Below are 18,888 nucleotides of genomic sequence, written 5' to 3'. Positions count from 1 at the left end.
CAGGCGACCCGCGAGTCTGGTCCTCGCTCAGGAGGGCCGGCCGGACGTACCGGCGACTCGCGGGTCGGGTGACTGCGTTGAACTGGCCGGCTGCGCGCAACTCACACACGCCGGTCCGGCACCGCACTCAGTGGGCGACGGGCCACTAGCCCGCAGCCACCTCCGACGTCCGATGTGCATACATGCTTCGGACCACCTCCTTTCCTTCGGTACGGAACACACTAGGAACCCGTCTCCGGTCGCTCAAGTGTTTTTCTGGGATGTTGACTCGGCGGACCGGGAGGCGATTCCCTGCTCGCGTGACCGATCTTCGTCTGCGCACAGAGGTCGTGGCCGGTGAGGCCGCGTTGGAACAGGTGGCGGCACGTCCACAACACGATCGTGCCGCCGGTCGCGATGTCGCTGGACGAGGTGCGCGAGCGCGCGGGCCGCTACCGGCTGGAGAACGCCTACGTCGGTGACGTCCTCGTCGGCTGCTCGACCGTGCGGCCGCCCGAGGGCGGGCAGGCGGTGGCGACGGTCATCGCGCGCGTGCTGCCCGCCTACCGGGGACGGGGCCACGGCGCCGCCCTGTACGACCACGCTCTCGCCCACGCGCGCGTGCTGGGCGCCCGGGTGGTCGAGACGTGCGTGCTGGCCGTCAACGAGGACGGCCTGCGGTTCGCGCGGGCACGCGGTTTCGTCGAGGTCGAGCGGTACGTGCTCGACGGCGGGACGGCGGAATGGGTCGACCTGCGGCTCCTGCCCCGCGATGACCAGGGCGCGGAGCACGATTCCTCTGCAATCTTGCGGGAACCATATGTGGGCTGCGTCACGTTCGAGTTGAATGAGGGCAAGTGAGCGAACCTGCAGGGGGTCCAGGTGAGTGCTTCCCGACGTAGTGGGACCACCGACGAGCTGGGGCCGGACGAGCCCGAGCGGTCGGGCGGCGACGGCCCCACGCCCCCGGAAGGCGCGGAGCCGGCGGTCGGCCCGGTCGGCCCGGACGGCACCGATCTGCTCGCCGCGCTGCTCGACGGCATGGACGCGGCGCTCTGCGCGTTCGACGGCGACGGCCTCGTCACCCACTGGAACCGCGAGGCCGAGCGCATCCTCGGCTGGACCGCCGCCGAGGCGGTCGGCCGGCACGGCTTCGCGGGATGGGCCGTGCGCGAGGCCGACGCCGAGGACATCGAGGGGCGGCTGATGTCCGCCATGCACGCGCCGGGCCGCCAGGTCCACGAGTTCGCGCTGCTGACCAAGGACGGCGGCCGGGTCCTCGTGCGCAGCCAGTCCGCCGCCGTGCGCGGGCCCGACGGCAAGCCCGCGGGACTGTACTTCGCGTTCAGTGAGGTGCACGCCCAGATCGACCTGGAGCGCTCCATCGCGCTCAGCGAGGCCCTCTTCGACGACGCCTCCTGGGGAGTCGTCCTGGTCGACGCCGACCTGCGCCCCGCCGTCGTGAACGCGCACGCCGCCCGCGCGCTCGGCACGGGCCGTACGGCCGCCCTGGGCCGCCCCCTGGGCGATCTGCTCACCCGGGGCGTCGAGGAGCTGGAGAACGCGCTGACGCACGTCCTCGCCGAGGGCGCTCCGCCGGCCCCCGCCGAGCTGTGGGTCGGGGTGCGCACCCCGGAGGGCGAGAAGCGGCGCTGCTGGCGCAGCGGCTTCCTGCGGCTCGCCTCGCCGCTCGCCGAGGAGCCGGTGCCCCTCGGGGTCGGCTGGATCTTCCAGGACGTCACCGAGGCCAAGCAGGGCGAGCAGGAGGCCTCGCTGCTGCGCTTCCGCGCCAACCAGCTGCACCGGGCCGCCCGCGCGGCCGCCGAGTGCGAGGACCCCGCCGAGGCGGCCACCGTGCACCTCGACTTCGCGCTCGCCGGCTTCGCCGACCACGCCCTGGTCGACCGGGTGATGGGCGGCGCCCCGGCCGACCACGAGGGGGTAGGGCCGCAGCGGCTGACGCGGGTCGCGGCCACCCCGTCGGGCGGGCCGGGCCCCAGCGCGCTCACCGGACACACGGGCCTGCCGGTGCGCTACGGCGAGTCGCACCCGGCGCTCCAGTGCGTGGCACGGGCGGGTTCGGTGCGGGCCGGGGTGGGCTCCGCGCCGGCCGACGAGGCACGGGAGTGGGCCCGGGCGCGCCTGTGGCCCGACGACACGGTGCACGCCCTGTGCGCGGTGCTGCGCAGCCGGGGCAGCACCCTGGGGGTCGTGACGTTCCTGCGCGGCGGTGGCCGTACGGCCTTCGAGCGTTCCGACGCGATCTACGCCGAGGATGTCGCCGTCCGGATAGCCGCGGCGCTGGACCTCGCCGATCTGACCGGGGCGGCCGACGCGGCGGGCCGGGGCGAAGGCGCCTGACCCGCGCGGTCGCCTGGTTCGTCGGTCGCGCGGTCTCCCGGTCGGTCGGTCCGCCGTCGCGCCGCCGGGTGGCGGTGGCGCCCGTTCAGCGGCGGTAGAAGATCCGTTCCCGGTACTCCTCCATGATCCGCCCGTTCCAGTCGTGGCCGCCGTCGACGTTGCCGGAGCGCAGCAGCGGGGGCTCGATGCCGCGCTCGGCGAGGACACCGGCCGCGGTGGCCATCACGGCCTGGAGGAGGGCCGAGGTGACGACCGTGGAGGCGGGGGCGAAGGGCGCGGGGACGGTGTCGAGGGTGAGCTCGGCGTCGCCGACCGCGATCTTCGAGTCGAGGACGACGTCGCAGTGGTCCTTCAGGAAGGTTCCCGAGGCGTGCCGGGACGTCGTCTCCGAGGCGTAGGCCACCGACGTCAGGCCGATCACCCGGACGCCCAGGGAGCGGGCCTTCTGCGCCATCTCCACGGGCAGGGCGTTGCGGCCGGACAGGGAGACGATGACGAGGGCGTCACCCGCGCGCAGGGGCGAGGTCTCCAGGACGGCGCCGGCAAGGCCGTCGACGCGCTCCAGGGCGGAGCCGAGGGTGGCGGGCGTGACATCCACGCCGACGACTCCCGGGACCGCGAGCAGGTTCATCAGGGCGAGGCCACCCGCGCGGTAGACGATGTCCTGGGCGGCGAGGGAGGAGTGACCGGCGCCGAAGGCGAAGAGGCGGCCGCCTGCGGCGACGGTGTCGGCGAGGAGCGTGCCGGCGGCCTCGACGGTGTCGGCCTCCTCGTCGCGGGCTCGCTGGAGCAGGGCGATCGCGGCGTCGAAGAACTGGGCGGCGAGCTTGCGGTCGCTCATCCGAAGGGCCCCTTTGCCTCAGCGGGTGTCCGTGTCGCGGATCACCGTGCGGTCTGGACCAGTGCGCTGTCAATACGCCCGGTGACGGTGGGGCGGCCGGGGTGCCGGCCCGCCTCGCGGCGGGGATGCGCGCCACGATGTAACCGCCTCGTTTCAACGGCGCGGCACGCTTGTCAGTGGTATCCGGCAGAATTGAGTCCAGGGCCAGCGCACGCGCCGGAGAGCCGTTCAGCCTTCGGCAGAGCCAGCAGAGCTAATCGAGGGGCACACATGTCCGGACTGATCGACACCACGGAGATGTATCTCCGCACCATCCTCGAGCTGGAAGAGGAAGGCGTGGTGCCCATGCGTGCCCGGATCGCCGAACGCCTCGACCAGAGCGGGCCGACGGTCAGCCAGACGGTGGCGCGCATGGAGCGCGACGGTCTGGTCTCCGTGGCCAGCGACCGGCACCTGGAGCTCACCGACGAGGGCCGCCGGCTCGCCACGCGCGTGATGCGCAAGCACCGCCTCGCCGAGTGTCTCCTCGTCGACGTGATCGGCCTGGAGTGGGAGCAGGTGCACGCCGAGGCCTGTCGCTGGGAGCACGTGATGAGCGAGGCCGTCGAGCGGCGCGTGCTGGAGCTGCTGCGGCACCCGACCGAGTCGCCGTACGGCAACCCGATCCCGGGCCTGGAGGAGCTGGGCGAGAAGGACGGCGCCGACCCGTTCCTGGACGAGGGCATGGTCTCGCTGGCCGACCTCGACCCGGGTCTGGAGGGCAAGACGGTCGTCGTGCGCCGGATCGGCGAGCCGATCCAGACGGACGCGCAACTGATGTACACGTTGCGTCGCGCGGGCGTGCAGCCCGGTTCGGTGGTGAGCGTCACGGAGTCGGCGGGCGGTGTCCTGGTGGGCAGCGGCGGCGAGGCGGCCGAGCTGGAGTCGGACGTCGCGTCCCACGTGTTCGTCGCGAAGCGCTGAGCTCCGGCGGGGCGGGCACGGGACGTCGTCGGGGCGACCGCCGGCCGTCGCCGAAACGCTGAGCTTTGTTCAACTCCTGGGGAGCGTGGGGAAGTTGGGGTGCTCCGTCGATCTCGTCGAATCGCAGATTCCCTGTGTCGAATCGCAGCGCTCCGGCGCTTCACGTGCCAGGCTGTCGCGTGGGGCATATGACCTGAGGGGGGCCGGATGCCGTGCCGCGGAGCAGTGGAGAGCCCCGGTGCCGTAAGGCACCGGGGCCTGTCCTCCCCTGTACTGACCCGGAGCCCCGAGCTCTCAGGGTCATTCCCCTCGGACCGATTTCCCCGAGCGGTCCGCCTCCCGCTGAAGGTCTCCCCTCGGCAGCGGCGATCATTCCTTGAGTGGGGTCACTCGATTGAGGGGTGTTGTGCGCGGAGAGTGCATTTCTCGAAAGGCCATTCGATAGCCTGCGGGTGATTGAAGGCAGTACGAAGGCATCGGAAGCGCAGCGGTATGACGGCTAGGGGGTGCCAGGACCTATGGCGCGACGCATCGACGTGACCGGGGCGGGCGGCGTACGCCTGGCGGCCTGGGAGTTCGGTGACCCGCCCAAGGGCGACCCGGCGAAAGCGGTGGCGGAGCCGGTGATTCCGGCCCAGTCCGTAGGGAAGCGGGAGGGGGGCCGGGGTGCCGAGCCCCTCGAGAACGGCGCCGGAAGCAGGCCGGGCGTCCTGTTACTGCACGGTCTGATGGGCCGGGCCTCGCACTGGTCGTCCACCGCCCGCTGGCTCTCCGAGCGGCACCGCGCGGTCGCCCTCGACCAGCGCGGTCACGGCCAGAGCGCGAAGCTGCCCGAGGCCGCCTTCACCCGCGAGGCCTATGTCGAGGACGCGGAGGCCGCCCTGGAGCAGCTCGGCCTCGCCCCGGCCGTCCTCATCGGCCACGCCATGGGCGCGCTCACCGCGTGGCAGCTCGCCGCCAAGCGCCCCGACCTGGTGCAGGGTCTGATCGTCTGCGACATGCGGGCCTCCGCGCTGGGCGCGGCCTCGCAGCGCGAGTGGGGCGACTGGTTCAAGTCCTGGCCTGCCCCCTTCGCCACGCTCGCCGACGTCCGCAAGTGGTTCGGCGAGGACGACCCGTGGGTGGAGCGCCCGAACCCGTCCCGGGGCGAGTTCTACGCCGAGGTGATGCACGAGTCGCCGGACGGCTGGCGTCCCGTCTTCGAGCCCGAGCAGATGCTCAAGTCCCGCGAGACCTGGGTCTACGACGCGCACTGGGAGGAGCTCACCCAGGTCCAGTGCCCGGCGCTGGTGGTGCGCGGCCTGGACGGCGAGCTCGGCCGTGCCGAGGCCCAGGAGATGGTGCGGGTCCTGCCACGCGGCGCGTACGCGGAGGTCGCCGACGCCGGGCACCTCGTGCACTACGACCAGCCGGAGGGATGGCGCACGGCGATCGAACCGTTCCTCGACGCCGTACTCACTCCCGAAGCCTCCTGAACCCCCTGAGCCCCCTGAGGCCCACGGAGAGCCCCACGGGCCCCCGAGGTCCCGGGGCGGGCCCCCTTGCCCCCTCACGGCCCGCTCAGGCCCTCTCCCACCCCCGCCGAAGCCCTCCCGAGGCACGCGGTCCGGTCGCCCGCGGACGTCGGGCGGTCGCGGGCGACCGGACCGGCGGTCGGGCGATCGCGCGGTGGGGCGGTCAGCCCTTGCTCACCGCCGTCAGGATCTCCGGGAGGCGCGTCGCCGTCCGGGGAGCGGCCAGACGCAGTCCCAGCAGCGTGATCGCCGCGCCGTACACCGCGCCCCCCGGCAGCAGCAGCCAGGTCCAGGAATCCCCGCCCTCGGTGACGTGCAGCCAGATCGTCACCGCGATGACGGGCGCGCACAGCAGGGCGGCCGAGACCATCCCGCCGAAGATCGCGATCCAGGCGAGACCGGCCTGGCCGGGGGCGACGTTCTTGTAGCCCTCCTGCGGGATCGAGTAGGGAAAGCGGGCCGAGGTCCAGGCACCCGTCGCCAGCATCGCGCCGAGCAGCGCGAGCGACAGCCCCAGCGCCTCGGGCAGCTTCGACCAGTCGCCGAGCATCGCCGTCGTCAGCACGGTCACCAGCGTCGCGTACGGCAGGGTGATCAGCAGCAGGGCCAGCGCCCGGGCGCGCAGCTCGACGTATGCGTCCCGGCGCGAGGAGATCGTCATCGCGACCATCCAGAACGCGGACGTGTCCTGCCCGAACTGGTTGTACATCTGGATGCCGAGCATCCCGGCGGCGAAGCAGGCGAAGTAGATCGAGCCGGTGCCCTGCAGGGCGTTGAAGACCGGCACGATCAGCCCGATGGCCAGCGAGGTCACCCAGGCCGCCTTCGTCTTCGGGTCGCGCCAGATGTAGCGCAGACCGCGCTCCATCACGGTGCCGGTGCGCCCGCCCGGCAGCAGCCGCCCGAGCCCCGCCGAGCTCCGCCGTTTCCGCGCGGCCGGCTCGGCCGCCTGGAGGGTGGAGCCGTCGGGCGAGATCATCAGCCGGGTCAGGCTCCGCGTCCACACCCGCACCAGCAGCACCAGAGCGCCCGCGCTGACGGCGATCTGCGCGGCGGCCGTCCCGTACGCGCCCTCGCTCACCGAGTCCACCGCGCCGATCGCCGAGGCGGGCGGCAGCCAGCGCAGCACGTCCGCCGCCGGATCGAGCTGCCCGAGACCGGACGTCCCGAGCCGCTGCGCCCCGAAGTTGACGACCTGCGCCCCGATCGCGATGACCAGCCCGCTCAGCACCGCGAGATCGCGTCCCTTACGGCTGGTCAGCAGCCGGATGTTGGCGGCGGCCACGGCCCGGGCGAGCGCCACGCACACCAGCAGCCCGAGGGCGACGGCGAGCACGCCTACCGTCCACGCGGCGGCCCCGTGCGCCACGGACACCACCGACCCCACCAGCATCAGCAGCGTGAACAGCGGCCCGATGCCCACCAGGGAAGCCGCGAGCAGCGCCCGCACCAGCGGCCGGGGCCGCAGCGGCAGCATCACCAGCCGGGTCGGGTCCAGGGTCTCGTCACCGCTGGGGAAGAACAGCGGCATCACCGCCCAGCCCAGCCCCAGCACCGCCGCGAGCAGCACCACCAGCGACACCGCGTGGTCGTGCCCGCGCAACGCGATCAGTCCGAGCAGCTGAAGCGCGGCGAACAGCAGCGTGACGACGGCCGAGGCGACGTACGCGGCCCGCCGCCCACCCGACTGCCGCAGCCCGTTGCGCAGCAGCGACAGCTTCAGCCGTACGACGGTGGGGACGAGGCCCGGTGGGGAGGTCGGCTCGCTCACCGGGCCGCCCCGCCGCCCAGCCAGTCGAGGTCGGAACCGGTGTCCCGCCCGTGCGCCCCGACGAGTTCGAGGAACGCCTGCTGCAAGGAGGGAGCCGAACCCCGCACCTCCTCCAGCGTCCCGTGCGCCCGGATCCGCCCCGCCGCCAGCACCGCCACCCAGTCGCACAGCGACTCGACGAGCTCCATGACATGGGAGGAGAAGACGACCGTCGCCCCGGACGCGGTGTACCGCTCCAGCACTCCCCGGATGATCTGCGCGGACACCGGGTCGACGCCCTCGAACGGCTCGTCGAGGAAGAGCACTTCGGGGTTGTGCAGCAGCGCGGCCGCGAGCCCGATCTTCTTCCGCATGCCGGTCGAGTAGTCGACGACGAGCTTGTGCTGGGCCCCGGCCAGATCGAGGACGTCGAGCAGTTGCGTGGCCCGCTTGTCGACCTCGGCGCCCGGCAGCCCCCGCAACCGCCCGCTGTAGCCGAGAAGTTCACGCCCTGACAGCCGCTCGAACAGCCGTAGCCCTTCCGGCAGCACGCCGATCCGTGCCTTCACCTCGACGGGATCGCGCCACACGTCGTGCCCGACCACCTCGACGGACCCCTGATCGGGCCGCAACAGCCCGGTCACCATCGACAGGGTCGTGGTCTTCCCGGCGCCGTTCGGCCCGACGAGCCCGATGAACTTCCCGGACGGCAGATCGAGATCGATCCCGGCTACGGCGACCTGCTGCCCGAACCGCTTCCAGAGGTTACGCACGCGTACGGACGTCATGCACGAACCCTACGGCGGAGAAAGCGCCCCAGGGGGTCAGCGATCCCGCCCGCAGGCGTAGGCGAGCGGCGAGATCAACTCCTCCGCGTCCGGCAGCCAGCGGTTCGCGGCGGTGGGCCGGCACGCCCACTGCACGGCACCCCGGGACCCGAACCGCGTGGGCGGCGCGGCGACCCACATGCCCTCGCCGAGCGTCAGGAGATCGAGCGCGCCCAGCGACCAGCCCAGCTTGCGCACCAGGTCCGGCACCTTCGCCGCCGCCCCCGGCAGCACGAAGAACTGCATCCGCCGGTCCGGCGTCAACGTGACGGGACCGAGCGTCAACTCCATCCGCTCCATCCGTGCCAGCGCGAGGAACCCGGCCGTCTCCGGAACGGAGATCGCGTCGAACGTACGCCCGGTCGGCAGCAGGATCGAGGCGGTCGGCTGCTTCTGCCACATCCGGCGCGCGACCGTCGCGCTGCCGGTGGCCTGGGTCGCCCAGTCGGGGCGCGCGGGGTGCGCGCCCGGTGCCGCACACGCGCCGTCGCCGCAGGAGCAGCGCTGCAGTCCGTCGACGGGTTCCAGCCAGGTGCCGGGGAACACGTCCCAATGACGTTCCTCGGCGTAGCGAACAGCGGTCTCGAGCAGCGATTCCCCGCGCTGCTTCGGGATTTGAGTGGCTTCGGCGCCCGCGATGGTCTCTTCCACGATGAACACAACTCTAGTCGTCACCAGGGGTTACGCCCGCCACATTGCGCGGGGGAGGAGCATCGATTCCGCGTCCGGGGCGCATGGGAGCACGGGCGGGGGCGCGCGGGAGGAACGGGCGCGGGAGCGGGTAACCAGGTAGAGGGGGGCGGGCGTCCGCCGGTAACCCGGCAATTCTCTGTATTCCTCGGCAAGTCTTGGCAATCCTCACATGCCTCGCATTTTCGCTGCGGCTGTGGGGCATTGATCTTCTCGGCCGGAACTTTTCGGTGGAAGACACGTCAACTCGGTGTGTGGGCGGGCACCCGCCGTCCCGGTCACCGCAGCCACAGGGGGTAGTGCCCATGGCCGCAAGGCCGCTAGTCGCGAGGCAACCGAACGAACGGTTGCAGGCGCTCATCCAGGAGGCGGGGTGCTCGAACGCAGGGCTCGCCCGCCGCGTCAACATGTGCGGCGCCGAGCACGGACTCGACCTGCGCTACGACAAGACGTCCGTGGCCCGTTGGCTGCGCGGACAGCAGCCGCGGGGCCGCGCCCCGGCGATCATCGCCGAGGCGCTGGGCCGCAAGCTCGGCCGTACGGTCACGATCGACGAGATCGGCATGGCCAACGGCAAGAACCTCGCCTCGGGCGTGGGTCTCCAGTTCTCGCCGACGGTACTGGGGGCTATCGAGCAGGTCTGCGAACTGTGGCGCAGTGACGTGGGCCGACGCGACTTCCTCTCCGGTTCGTCGGTGGCCGCCTCCGCGTTGGTCGAGCCGAGCCGCGACTGGCTGATCTCCTCCCCCGACGCGCAGGTGGCGCGGGCGGCCGGCCCCCGGGTGGGCCTCTCCGACGTCGCGGCCGTCAAGGCGATGACCCAGGCGCTGGTCGACCTGGACCACCAGTACGGCAGCGGGCATGTGCGCCCGGTCGTCGTGCACTACCTCAACAGCGTCGTCTCGGGCCTGCTGGCCGGCTCCTACCGGGAGGCGGTGGGCCGGGAACTCTTCGCGGCCGTGGCCCGGTTGACGGAACTGGCCGGCTACATGGCCGTCGACACCGGCCAACCCGGCCTCGCCCAGCGCTACTACATCCAGGCCCTGCGGCTCGCCCAGGCGGCGGGCGACAGGGGGTACGGCGGGTACGTCCTCGCCGCGTCCATGAGCCACCTCGCCGCGCAGCTCGGAAACCCGCGGGAGATCGCGCAGTTGGCGCGCGCCGCGCAGGAAGGGGCGCGGGGACGGGTGACGCCGCGTGCGGAGGCGATGTTCCTCGCGGCAGAGGCACGCGGCCACGCGCTGCTGGGGGACGCGCGCGGGGCGCAGGCGGCGTCCGGGCGGGCGATCTCGGCGCTGGAGGCGGCCGAGCCGTCCGCCGGGGACGACCCCGCGTGGATCGCGCACTTCGACGAGGCCTATCTGGCCGACGAGTTGGCGCACTGCCACCGCGACCTGGGCCAGGCCGAGGCGGCGGCGCGCTGCGCCGAACAGTCCCTGGCCGGGCACCCGGAGAGCCGTGCGCGCCGGCGCGCGATCGGCTACGTCCTGCTGGCCACCGCGCAGGTGCAGCAGCGCGAGATCGAGCAGGCCTGCCACACGGGCCTCAAGGCGGTCGAGCTCCTCGAGACGCTCCGCTCCAACCGGGGCGCGGAGTACCTGGAGGACCTCCAGGTACGGCTGGAACCGTTCCGGGACGAGTCGGTGGTAAGGGAGTTCGGGGCGCGGCTGGAGTTGCAGACCGCGGCGTGAACGGACGGGGCGCCGCCGCGTGAACACGCGGGAAACGGCATGGTCGCGCGGAAGGCGGGACGGATACAGCGCACGGCGCTCCGGATCTGTCACCGAGGTCACTGTCCGACCCGGTGGAGGGAGATCACGTTCTGAGCTGCGTGGCACGGGGTTCCGGGGACCCGGTAGCGTGAGCCGACGATTCCGAAGGTCCCCCATTCGTAGGAGTCCCGGTGACGCAGAGTGGACAGGGCGAGGAGCCCTCGGCGCAACCCGCGCGCGAAGGCATCGTGCTGCCCTCCGACGGTGGGGAACCCCTGCTGCCGGGGATGACGACGAACCCGCCGCGGCCGGTACCCCGCCAGGGACCGCCGTCGGGGCCGCCGTCGGGCCACCCGTCCGACCAGTACGGCGCTCAGCAGCAGTACGGGCAGCAGCAGTACGGCCAGGACGAGTACGGGCAGCAGCAGTACGGGCAACCGGACTACGGGCAGCACGGGCAGCACGGGCAGCAGGCGCCCCAGGGGCAGCCTGAGTACGGGCAGCAGGCGCCGGCGGGTGGACAGACCTGGGGGGACCCCTGGGGTCCCGGCCGGCAGACGCCCGCCCCGGGGCAGCACGGGCCGCAGCAGTCCGCCCAGGGCTGGCCGCTCCCGGCGGACCAGCCGGACGGCCCTGGCCGAACGGACCAGGGACACCAGCACCAGCCTCAGTACTCGCAGCAGCCTCAGTACTCGGAGCAGCAGCAGCAGCCGCAGGCGCAGTGGGACAGCGGGCAGCCGGCCCCGTGGAACGGCGGCACCCCGGCGGGCGCGGGCCCGCTCCCGCCGGAGAGCGCACCGGCGCCGGGCGCACCCCTGCCGCCCGCCGCCCCCGCTTCGATCGACGACGGCGCGACGCAGTACATACCGCCGGTCCCGGCCGACCCGGCCGCCGACGGCCGTGGCCCGTACCCGCCGCAGTTCGCCGGACCCGGCGCCGCCGACGAGGGCGCGACGCAGTACCTGCCGCCCGTCCCCGCCGCCCCCGTCGACGAGGGCGCGACGCAGTACATACCGCCGGTCGCCCCCGGCGCGCTGCCGCCCGAGGTGCCGGCCGAGTCGACCCAGTTCCTGGGCCGTACCCCGCACAACGCACCGGGGCCGATGCCGGCCCCCGGGACGCAGCCCGGCGCGTACTCCGACTCCGAGCCCACGCAGTACATCCCGCCCGTCGCCGCGCAGGGCGAGGGCGACCGGCAGCCGCCCGCCGAGTTCGAGAACCTCTTCCGCAGCGGGCCGGCCACCGACAGCCCGGCAGGATCCACGCAGCAGCTCCCGCGCTTCTCCGAGCCGGACACCCCCGGACGCGGACACGGCGGTCCGGGCGGCCGCGGTGGCGCACCGGGCTACGGCGCCGGGCCCGCGGCCCGTTCCCCGCAGCCCGCCTACACCCCGCCCGGTGACCCGGCGGCGGGTGGGCGGCGCGGGGCGCGTGACGACGGCGGCGGCCGGGGAGGCCGTACCGGCTCGCGGCTGCCGTTGTTCGCGGCGGTCGGCGTGGCGCTCGCGGTCGTCGGCGTCGGCGCGGGCGCGATGCTCGCGGGCGGGGGTGGTGGCGAGGGCGACGACAACCAGACCGTCGCCGCGTCGGCCCCCGCGACCGAGGGGTCCGCGTCGGCGTCCACCGGCGCGGCCGAGCAGCAGGCCGTCGAGCTCGACAAGCTGCTCGCGGACAGCGGCAGCAGCCGGGCCAGCGTGATCAGCGCCGTGGCCGACGTGAAGGCGTGCGGCAATCTCGCCCAGGCCGCCACGGACCTGCGGGACGCGGCGAAGCAGCGCTCCGAACTGGTCACCAGACTGTCCGCGCTGAAGGTCGACCAGCTGCCGGACCACACCGCGCTGACCACGGCCCTCACCAAGGCGTGGCAGGCGTCCGCGTCCGCCGACAACCACTACGCGACCTGGGCCGACCAGGTCGCCGGCAGCAAGAACAAGAGCTGCAAGAAGGGCTCGGCCCGCACCACTTCCGAGACCCAGGCCGGCAACCGCGCGAGCGGCACCGCCAGCGCCCAGAAGACGCAGGCCGCGAAGCTGTGGAACAAGATCGCGCGGACGTACGGCCTGACGGAGCGCCAGCCCACCCAGTTGTAGACGCGGACCGGCCGACGCCGTCGCAGGGGCGGGGTCGGCCCGGTCAGCCGGGTCGACCGGCCCAGCCAGGCCGGCCGGGTGCCCGGGGCGGCCGGATGGGGCGGGTCAGTCGATGTCGGCCTTCTCCAGGGTCTTCGTCACGTCCACGAAGCCCTTCTTGGCGGCCACCAGGCGGCCCTTCTGCACCGCCTGGAGGGTGACGTCGGCGTTGACCAGACGGGGGAAGCCGATGGAGGCGAGCTGGTCGGTGAACTCCCAGCGAAGCGTCGGCGTGAGTCCGCCGGTGGTGACCTTCAGCCCGTCGTCCAGGGCGCCCCGTACGGAGTCGGCGGTCACCTCGCCGCCGTCCAGGGACTCCACGGCCTGCCGGAACACGGTGTAGGCGATCCAGGTGGTCTGCACGCCGGTGTCGGTGGGGTCGACCCGGGTGTCGGAGAACGCCTCCTCGCTGATCACCTTCTTCATCGGCGCCCAGGCCGGGTCGCTCGTCACCGGGTACCAGCCGGTGACGTAGGCGCCCTCGAAGGGTCCGGAGGCGGCACCGGCGGCGTTGATGACCGTCTGGTCGACGCTGCCGAGGACGGTGCCGGAGCGGACGTCGGGGTAGTCCGCGCGGGTGCGCCGGAACGAGTCCATGAAGGTGGCGGTGCGGTCCCCGAGCGCGGTCACCACGCACCCCTTGCCGTCCCCGGCCGCGTCGCCGGTCGCGTTCTTCATGGCGGCCTCGGCCTGCGTCGCGTACTCGGTGGCGTCCTCCGGAGCCCGCTGGTCCTCGGCCTTGTCGTGCCCGCCCGCGGTCAGTCCGGCGTTGAGCATCGGGGGCAGCGCGTCGCCGGCGATGGTGTCGGGGCGGACGAGCGAGACGGGACCGCAGGTCGCGCCGAGCTCCTTGCCGAGGCCGGCCAGCAGCGAGGGCTGGCCGCCGTTGACGGGGTAGGACAGCGGGCTGGTGAACTCGGCGTTCGTGACGCCGTAGCCGCCTATGTAGGGGATTCCGGCGCCTTCCAGGTGCGGGAAGAACGCGTCGGAGTGCTGGCTGTAGGAGCCGACCACGGCGACCGCTTTCTCCTTGACCGCGCGCCGGGCACACGTCGCCGCGGACACCGTGTCGTTGTGGTCGTTGCAGGTCAGGACCTTGAGCTTGCGGCCGTTCAGGCCGCCGTTCGCGTTGATCCAGCGGGCGTAGGCGAGGGCGAAGGCGGGCATGCCCGGCTTGTTGGTGGCGGACGTCTCCTCGGGCGCCCACGTCATGACGACGATCGGGTCGTCCCCGGCGCCCCCCGAGACACCGGGGACGACCCCGCAGCCGACGGCGAGTGACGCGCAGGCGGCCAGGGCACCCGCCGAGAGGGCGGTCGTTCTGACGGACCTGGTGAAGCGGAAGGACCTGGGGAGGAAGGTGCTTCGCGTTGCTGTGCGTCGCTTGCCGGTCATGGACACGCACGATTCCGTCACATCACTAACCTGGGAGTGACCCACGGTCAACGGGTGGTGACGGCAAGGTGAATTACGGGGGCACGTGCGGTACGTGGGGCGGGGAAACGTACGATCTATGACCGTGCAAGGTTCGGAGAACTCTTCCCGTCGCGGCCGTCGCTCCCCCACCATGGGCGGCATGCCACTCAACGACATGCCGTGGTGGCGCTGGCGCAGCAATGTGCGCTCCGCGCTGCACATGCTCTCCGACCCGGTGTTCCAGCAGAACGTCTGGCTGGCCGGCGTCGAGGGGTACGGGGACGTCACCGACGCCGTGTACCGCCTCGTCGAGGACACCTGGCTCGACAACTGGTCCGCCGAGAAGTACGTCGGCACGATCTTCCGCGACTCGCAGGAGGCGGCCCTCGTGGACACCGCCGTGCTGCGGGTGCTGCGGATCATGCACCAGGTCGGGCCGGACGCCCCGGTCTCCGCGTACGTCGACCACGAGGCGTGGCCGGAGGCGGTACGGGCGGCGCGGGACGCGCATGTGCGGATGGCGGCGAGCGACGGCGACGACGCCGACGCGCCGCCGCGCACCCTCGAGGTGCTGCGGATCATGACGCGCGCCGCGTGAACCGCGGGCGGGGCCGGGAAAGCGGGGCGGGCGCCGTGTTCCGTCCTGCGGGACGATTGCCCACGGCGGTGGCCGGTGTGCGACCCTGTCGGGCATGAACGCGCAGCCCACCCGAGCCGCGGCAACCGCCGCCGACCAGTACGTCCTCACCCTTTCCTGCCCCGACAAGCAGGGCATCGTGCACGCCGTGTCGAGCTATCTCTTCATGACCGGCTGCAACATCGAGGACAGTCAGCAGTTCGGTGACCACGACACGGGTCTGTTCTTCCTGCGCGTCCACTTCTCGGCCGAGCCCCCGGTGACCGTGGACAAGCTCCGGGCGAGCTTCGCGGCGATCGGCGACTCCTTCCACATGGACTGGCAGATCAACCGGGCCGACGAGAAGATGCGCGTCGTCCTCATGGTCAGCAAGTTCGGGCACTGCCTGAACGACCTGCTGTTCCGCGCCAGCATCGGCGCGCTGCCGGTGGAGATCGCGGCCGTGGTGTCCAACCACACCGACTTCGCCGAGCTGGTGGGCTCGTACAACATCCCCTTCCGCCACATCCCGGTGACGAGGGAGAACAAGGCGGAGGCCGAGGCGCAGCTGCTCGAGCTGGTGCGGGAGCAGGACGTCGAGCTGGTCGTCCTCGCCCGCTACATGCAGGTCCTCTCCGACGACCTGTGCAAGCAGCTCAGTGGCCGGATCATCAACATCCACCACTCCTTCCTGCCGAGCTTCAAGGGCGCCAAGCCGTACCACCAGGCGCACGCGCGGGGCGTGAAGCTGATCGGCGCGACGGCGCACTATGTGACGGCCGACCTCGACGAGGGGCCGATCATCGAGCAGGAGGTCGAGCGCGTGGGGCACGGCGTCACGCCGGACCAGCTCGTCGCCGTCGGGCGGGACGTGGAGTGCCAGGCGCTGGCACGGGCCGTGAAGTGGCACGCGGAGCGGCGGATCCTGCTCAACGGACGGCGCACGGTCGTCTTCGCGTAGCCGTCCCGAACCGCCGCGAGTCGTCGCACGTCGTCGCGAGCATCGGCGGGCAGTCCCGCCGGCGCTCCTGCCCGGCGCCGAGCGGCTCCGGCCCTGTCCGGCTGCATCGGGTGCCGCATCCGGCTACATCCCGCTACATCCGGCTCAGTGACGCCGCCGCGAACAGTACGTCCCTGATCGCCTCGCGGTCGCCCAGCTGGCCCGCCGCCGCCTCCTCCGGGGAGACATGGCCGGCGGCCAGGCGGCAGAACTCCACGTCGTCCAGGGCGACGTGGGCCACCTCGTGGTCGGCGGAGCCCACCGCGCCCGGTGAGTCCAGCGGGATCAGCCACTGGCCGCCACCCGTACCCTCGATCTCCAGACGCAGACTGCGGCCGGGGCGGCCCGCGGTCACCAGGTGGCGGGTGCGCGAGGGCGTGGCGAGCCCCGCGCGGCGGCGGGCCGCGAGGGTCTCGGGCAGCATCCGCGCGGCGAGGTCGATCATGCCGTGCAGGTGGCGTGGGGCGGGCGGCGCGTAGGGGTAGTCGACCGCCTCCGCGATGTCCTCGGCGTGCACCCAGCACTCGAAGGCCCGGTCCAGCATGGCGTCACGCAGGGGCAGTTCGAAGCCGCCGTACGACACCGGCATGGTGCCGGGGCCTCCCCCACGCTCGGCTTCGCTCGCGCGGGAGGTACCCCCACCGGTGAAGGACACCGTCCGCACCAGGGCGTGGGTCTGTTCGCGCCAGGGGCCGCGCACGGAACGGGTGGGCGGAAAGTGCGAGCCCGCCCAGAAGGACTCGGTGCGCCGCGCCGGCGTGTCCACCGGCCCGCCGGACCGGGTCGACCCGTCCCGCCCGTGGTTCTGATCCGCGTTGTCCGCCTCGCCTGCCGCGTCCGCCTTGCCTGTCCTGTCCGTCTCGTTCATCTGGTCGGTCCCGCCCGGCCTGTCGCCGGTGGTGAACGGGGCCAGCGGGTCGTCGAGCCCGAGGGCGACGGCCACCAGCCCGTCCACGGCGAGCAGGTGGGCGATGACTCCGGCGACGGTGGTCCGGCGGCTCGTGGCACCCTCACCGCGGAACCAGCGCAGCCGCACCGGCGCATGCCACTCGGCGTCCCCGAAGTCCTGGAGCAGGGCGTCGAGCCGCGCGGTCTCGGCGTCGTACGACGCCGCCCAGACGGGCACCGGGATGCGGGGCGGCCGCCGGGTCAGACAGCCGTCGAGGACGCGGGTGCGCAGGCCCGGGTCGAGGTCGAGGCTCTCCGGACGCTGGAGCAGGCCGACCGCCTCGCGCAGCCGCCGTGCCTCGTCCGCGCAGGCTCCGCAGTCGCCGAGGTGCTCCTCGACGGCCGCCGTCTCCTCGGCCGAGCAGGCCGCCAGTGCCCAGGCGCCCAGCAGGGACTTGAGCACCGAGTGCTCGAGCGTGAGCGGTCCCGGGCCGACGGGCTCCGCGGGCGGCAGCGGCAGCCCGCTGTCCTCCACGGAGGCGCGGGGGAGCGGGATGCGCGCCGGGCGGCCGGGTTCGCGCTCCGGAGGCGCGCAGTTTCCGTCACCGGAACCGCTGCCACCGAGACCGCTGCCACCGAGACCGCTGTCACCGAGGCCGTTGCCACCGGAACCGGCGGGGCCGCTCGGCCCGTTGCCGTCGTCGCTGGACGCCGTTGCCCTGCCCTCCTCCGAAAGCTTCTCCTGGTCCCTCTCCCGGTCCCGCTCCTCGTCCCTCTTCTGGTCCCTCTTCATGTCCTCTTCGTTTCCGCCGTCCTCGGGCGGCGGGAACACGTTCTCGCCACTCACGCCGCACCCCCGTATTCGGGCGGTGCCCCGGGGGCCGCCGAGTCGTGGGCGGTGGACAGGAGTTGCAGACCGAGGCGGAGCCGGCGGCGGGCCTCGTCCTCGGTGACGCCGAGGTCGGCCGCGGTCTGGCGGTAGTCGCGTCGCTGGAAGTAGGCCAGTTCCAGAGCGGCGCGCAGCGGGGCGGGCATGGCCTGGACGATGTAGTCGGCGCGGGCGGCGACGGAGGCGTGCCGCACCCTGCGTTCCAGCTCCTCGGCCGCCTCGGCGGAGCCGGGACGGGCCTGGGCCAGCGCGGCGGTCTCGGTGGTGCGCAGGCGCTGCACGGCGAGGCGGTGGGCCAACGAGGCGATCCAGGTGCGCAGCGGGCCCTGCTTCGGGTCGTAGGCGTCGGGATGTTCCCAGACATGCGCGAAGACCTCGCGGGTGATGCCGTCGGCTGCCCGTTCATCTCCGAGCACGCGGTGGGCGAGACCGTGCACGAGCGAAGCGAATCGGTCATAGAGCTCGCCGAGGGCGGCGGCCTCACCGCGCGCGAGTCGTTGCTGCATCTTGCGGTCCCAGCGGGGCGGTGCGTCCTTCTTCGCCATGCGGCCCCCTCACCCGTGCGCGTGCCTCTGCCTGTGCGTGTGTCCAGCGTGCGTCCACCGTCACCTCGAATGTAGTCGGCACGTCCGACAACGCACGCCCCTTTGTTTCAATGTGCGCCCCCTGTCCGCGAGAGGGTGGTATGGGCGGCGCCTACCCGACAGGGAAGGATCGAACCGGACTGGATGTGACTGGAACAAGCCTCTTTCTCTCCGTTTCTGTTTTTCCTTCGGTGTTTCGGGGCACGGCCGCTGGGCAGCCGCGCTGCAAGGAAGCGAAGGGACAGCTTCCGTTTTCCGCGAGCTACAGCGAGCGAAGGGCGTGGTGGTGGCCTTCAAAGTGACCGGCTGGGAGCAGGGCGGATGGGCCGTGCTCCAGGTGTCGGGCGAGCTGGACCTGGTGACGTCGCCGGTACTGCGTCAGAAGGTGCACGACGAGGTGGCCGAGGGGCGTCACAGTCTCGTCCTGGACCTGTCCGAGGTGTACTTCTGCGACTCCAGCGGCGTCGGTGTCCTCATCGCCTCGCGCCGCCTCATCCGCTCCTGCCGGGGACGGCTGCGCCTGATACTTCCCGCGCGGGGCGCGGCGGAGGGCTCCCACGTCAACCGGGTGCTGGGCGCGCTGGGCGTCCGCCGCCTCTTCGACGTCTACGGGGACCTCACGGCCGCCGTGGACGAGGGGACGGAACCGCTCTCGGCGTAGGGCCGCGCGGGCCCCCACTGGGCTCGCTCCGCTACACCCTCGTCCCAGAATTTCCCCGGTCTTGGTAC

16 protein-coding genes are annotated in these 18,888 nt (G+C 72.8%); 9 read left to right on the top strand and 7 right to left on the bottom strand.

From position 1 onward, the window contains the following. Nucleotides 1-336 precede the first annotated feature (336 nt). Together ACFVYS_RS08885 and ACFVYS_RS08880 are read left to right on the top strand one after the other, a co-directional pair. The gene (locus ACFVYS_RS08885; protein WP_389500165.1) at nucleotides 337-840 is read left to right on the top strand and encodes a GNAT family N-acetyltransferase; all 504 of its coding nucleotides are present in this window, start codon (nucleotides 337-339) and stop codon (nucleotides 838-840) included. A gap of 21 nt (nucleotides 841-861) precedes the next feature. After that, nucleotides 862-2,340: a PAS domain-containing protein gene (locus tag ACFVYS_RS08880; protein WP_389500164.1), complete on the top strand. Its 1,479-nt coding sequence runs from the start codon at nucleotides 862-864 to the stop codon at nucleotides 2,338-2,340. Between the two features lie 85 nt (nucleotides 2,341-2,425). Here ACFVYS_RS08880 and ACFVYS_RS08875 read toward each other — a convergent pair whose 3' ends face one another. After that, complete coding sequence (locus ACFVYS_RS08875) at nucleotides 2,426-3,181, bottom strand: SIS domain-containing protein (protein ID WP_389500162.1); 756 nt, start codon at nucleotides 3,179-3,181, stop codon at nucleotides 2,426-2,428. A gap of 270 nt (nucleotides 3,182-3,451) precedes the next feature. On the opposite strand from ACFVYS_RS08875, the gene ACFVYS_RS08870 reads away from it, so the two are divergent. Both ACFVYS_RS08870 and ACFVYS_RS08865 read left to right on the top strand, forming a co-directional pair. Beyond that, entirely contained in the window at nucleotides 3,452-4,144 is a 693-nt protein-coding gene (locus ACFVYS_RS08870; RefSeq protein WP_020130217.1) for a metal-dependent transcriptional regulator, read from the top strand. A gap of 518 nt (nucleotides 4,145-4,662) precedes the next feature. Further along, nucleotides 4,663-5,619 (top strand): alpha/beta fold hydrolase, encoded by a 957-nt coding sequence (locus ACFVYS_RS08865; RefSeq protein ID WP_389500160.1) that lies wholly within the window; start codon nucleotides 4,663-4,665, stop codon nucleotides 5,617-5,619. 202 nt (nucleotides 5,620-5,821) lie between these two features. Here ACFVYS_RS08865 and ACFVYS_RS08860 read toward each other — a convergent pair whose 3' ends face one another. Genes ACFVYS_RS08860 through ACFVYS_RS08850 form a run of 3 tightly spaced genes read right to left on the bottom strand, consistent with a single transcriptional unit; the run spans nucleotide 5,822 to nucleotide 8,895 of the window. After that, nucleotides 5,822-7,429: a transporter gene (locus tag ACFVYS_RS08860; protein ID WP_389500158.1), complete on the bottom strand. Its 1,608-nt coding sequence runs from the start codon at nucleotides 7,427-7,429 to the stop codon at nucleotides 5,822-5,824. Next, nucleotides 7,426-8,196 (bottom strand): ABC transporter ATP-binding protein, encoded by a 771-nt coding sequence (locus ACFVYS_RS08855; protein ID WP_389500156.1) that lies wholly within the window; start codon nucleotides 8,194-8,196, stop codon nucleotides 7,426-7,428. Before ACFVYS_RS08855 ends, ACFVYS_RS08860 begins: the two co-directional genes overlap by 4 nt. Before the next feature lie 36 nt (nucleotides 8,197-8,232). Then, a complete protein-coding gene (locus ACFVYS_RS08850; RefSeq protein ID WP_389500155.1) occupies nucleotides 8,233-8,895 on the bottom strand; it encodes a bifunctional DNA primase/polymerase in 663 nt (220 codons plus the stop codon). Nucleotides 8,896-9,230: 335 nt separating this feature from the next. Here ACFVYS_RS08850 and ACFVYS_RS08845 point away from each other — a divergent pair, with 335 nt between their 5' ends. Together ACFVYS_RS08845 and ACFVYS_RS08840 are read left to right on the top strand one after the other, a co-directional pair. Further along, nucleotides 9,231-10,616 (top strand): transcriptional regulator, encoded by a 1,386-nt coding sequence (locus tag ACFVYS_RS08845; protein WP_389500153.1) that lies wholly within the window; start codon nucleotides 9,231-9,233, stop codon nucleotides 10,614-10,616. Nucleotides 10,617-10,828: 212 nt separating this feature from the next. Then, nucleotides 10,829-12,727, top strand: a complete 1,899-nt coding sequence (locus ACFVYS_RS08840) for a hypothetical protein (protein WP_389500151.1) — start codon at nucleotides 10,829-10,831, stop codon at nucleotides 12,725-12,727. A 105-nt stretch (nucleotides 12,728-12,832) separates the two neighbouring features. Here ACFVYS_RS08840 and ACFVYS_RS08835 read toward each other — a convergent pair whose 3' ends face one another. Then, entirely contained in the window at nucleotides 12,833-14,161 is a 1,329-nt protein-coding gene (locus ACFVYS_RS08835) for an ABC transporter substrate-binding protein (RefSeq protein WP_389500149.1), read from the bottom strand. A gap of 118 nt (nucleotides 14,162-14,279) precedes the next feature. Here ACFVYS_RS08835 and ACFVYS_RS08830 point away from each other — a divergent pair, with 118 nt between their 5' ends. Further along, a complete protein-coding gene (locus ACFVYS_RS08830; protein WP_078615735.1) occupies nucleotides 14,280-14,780 on the top strand; it encodes a hypothetical protein in 501 nt (166 codons plus the stop codon). Between the two features lie 94 nt (nucleotides 14,781-14,874). Then, the gene (gene purU / locus ACFVYS_RS08825; RefSeq protein WP_020130207.1) at nucleotides 14,875-15,759 is read left to right on the top strand and encodes a formyltetrahydrofolate deformylase; all 885 of its coding nucleotides are present in this window, start codon (nucleotides 14,875-14,877) and stop codon (nucleotides 15,757-15,759) included. 133 nt (nucleotides 15,760-15,892) lie between these two features. Here purU and ACFVYS_RS08820 read toward each other — a convergent pair whose 3' ends face one another. Next, on the bottom strand, nucleotides 15,893-17,479 hold the full coding sequence (locus tag ACFVYS_RS08820; protein WP_389500338.1) for an anti-sigma factor family protein: 1,587 nt from the start codon (nucleotides 17,477-17,479) through the stop codon (nucleotides 15,893-15,895). A gap of 50 nt (nucleotides 17,480-17,529) precedes the next feature. Further along, nucleotides 17,530-18,120: a sigma-70 family RNA polymerase sigma factor gene (locus tag ACFVYS_RS08815; RefSeq protein ID WP_389500147.1), complete on the bottom strand. Its 591-nt coding sequence runs from the start codon at nucleotides 18,118-18,120 to the stop codon at nucleotides 17,530-17,532. 319 nt (nucleotides 18,121-18,439) lie between these two features. Here ACFVYS_RS08815 and ACFVYS_RS08810 point away from each other — a divergent pair, with 319 nt between their 5' ends. Then, nucleotides 18,440-18,820, top strand: coding sequence for an STAS domain-containing protein (locus ACFVYS_RS08810; protein ID WP_389500146.1), 381 nt, complete (start codon nucleotides 18,440-18,442; stop codon nucleotides 18,818-18,820). Nucleotides 18,821-18,888: the final 68 nt, after the last annotated feature.

Origin of the sequence: Streptomyces sp. NPDC058295 (assembly GCF_042880655.1) — a bacterium.
GTDB lineage: Bacteria > Actinomycetota > Actinomycetes > Streptomycetales > Streptomycetaceae > Streptomyces > Streptomyces coriariae.
Note: the sequence above shows the minus strand (reverse complement) of the source record. Positions and strands in the feature narration are given on the sequence as shown.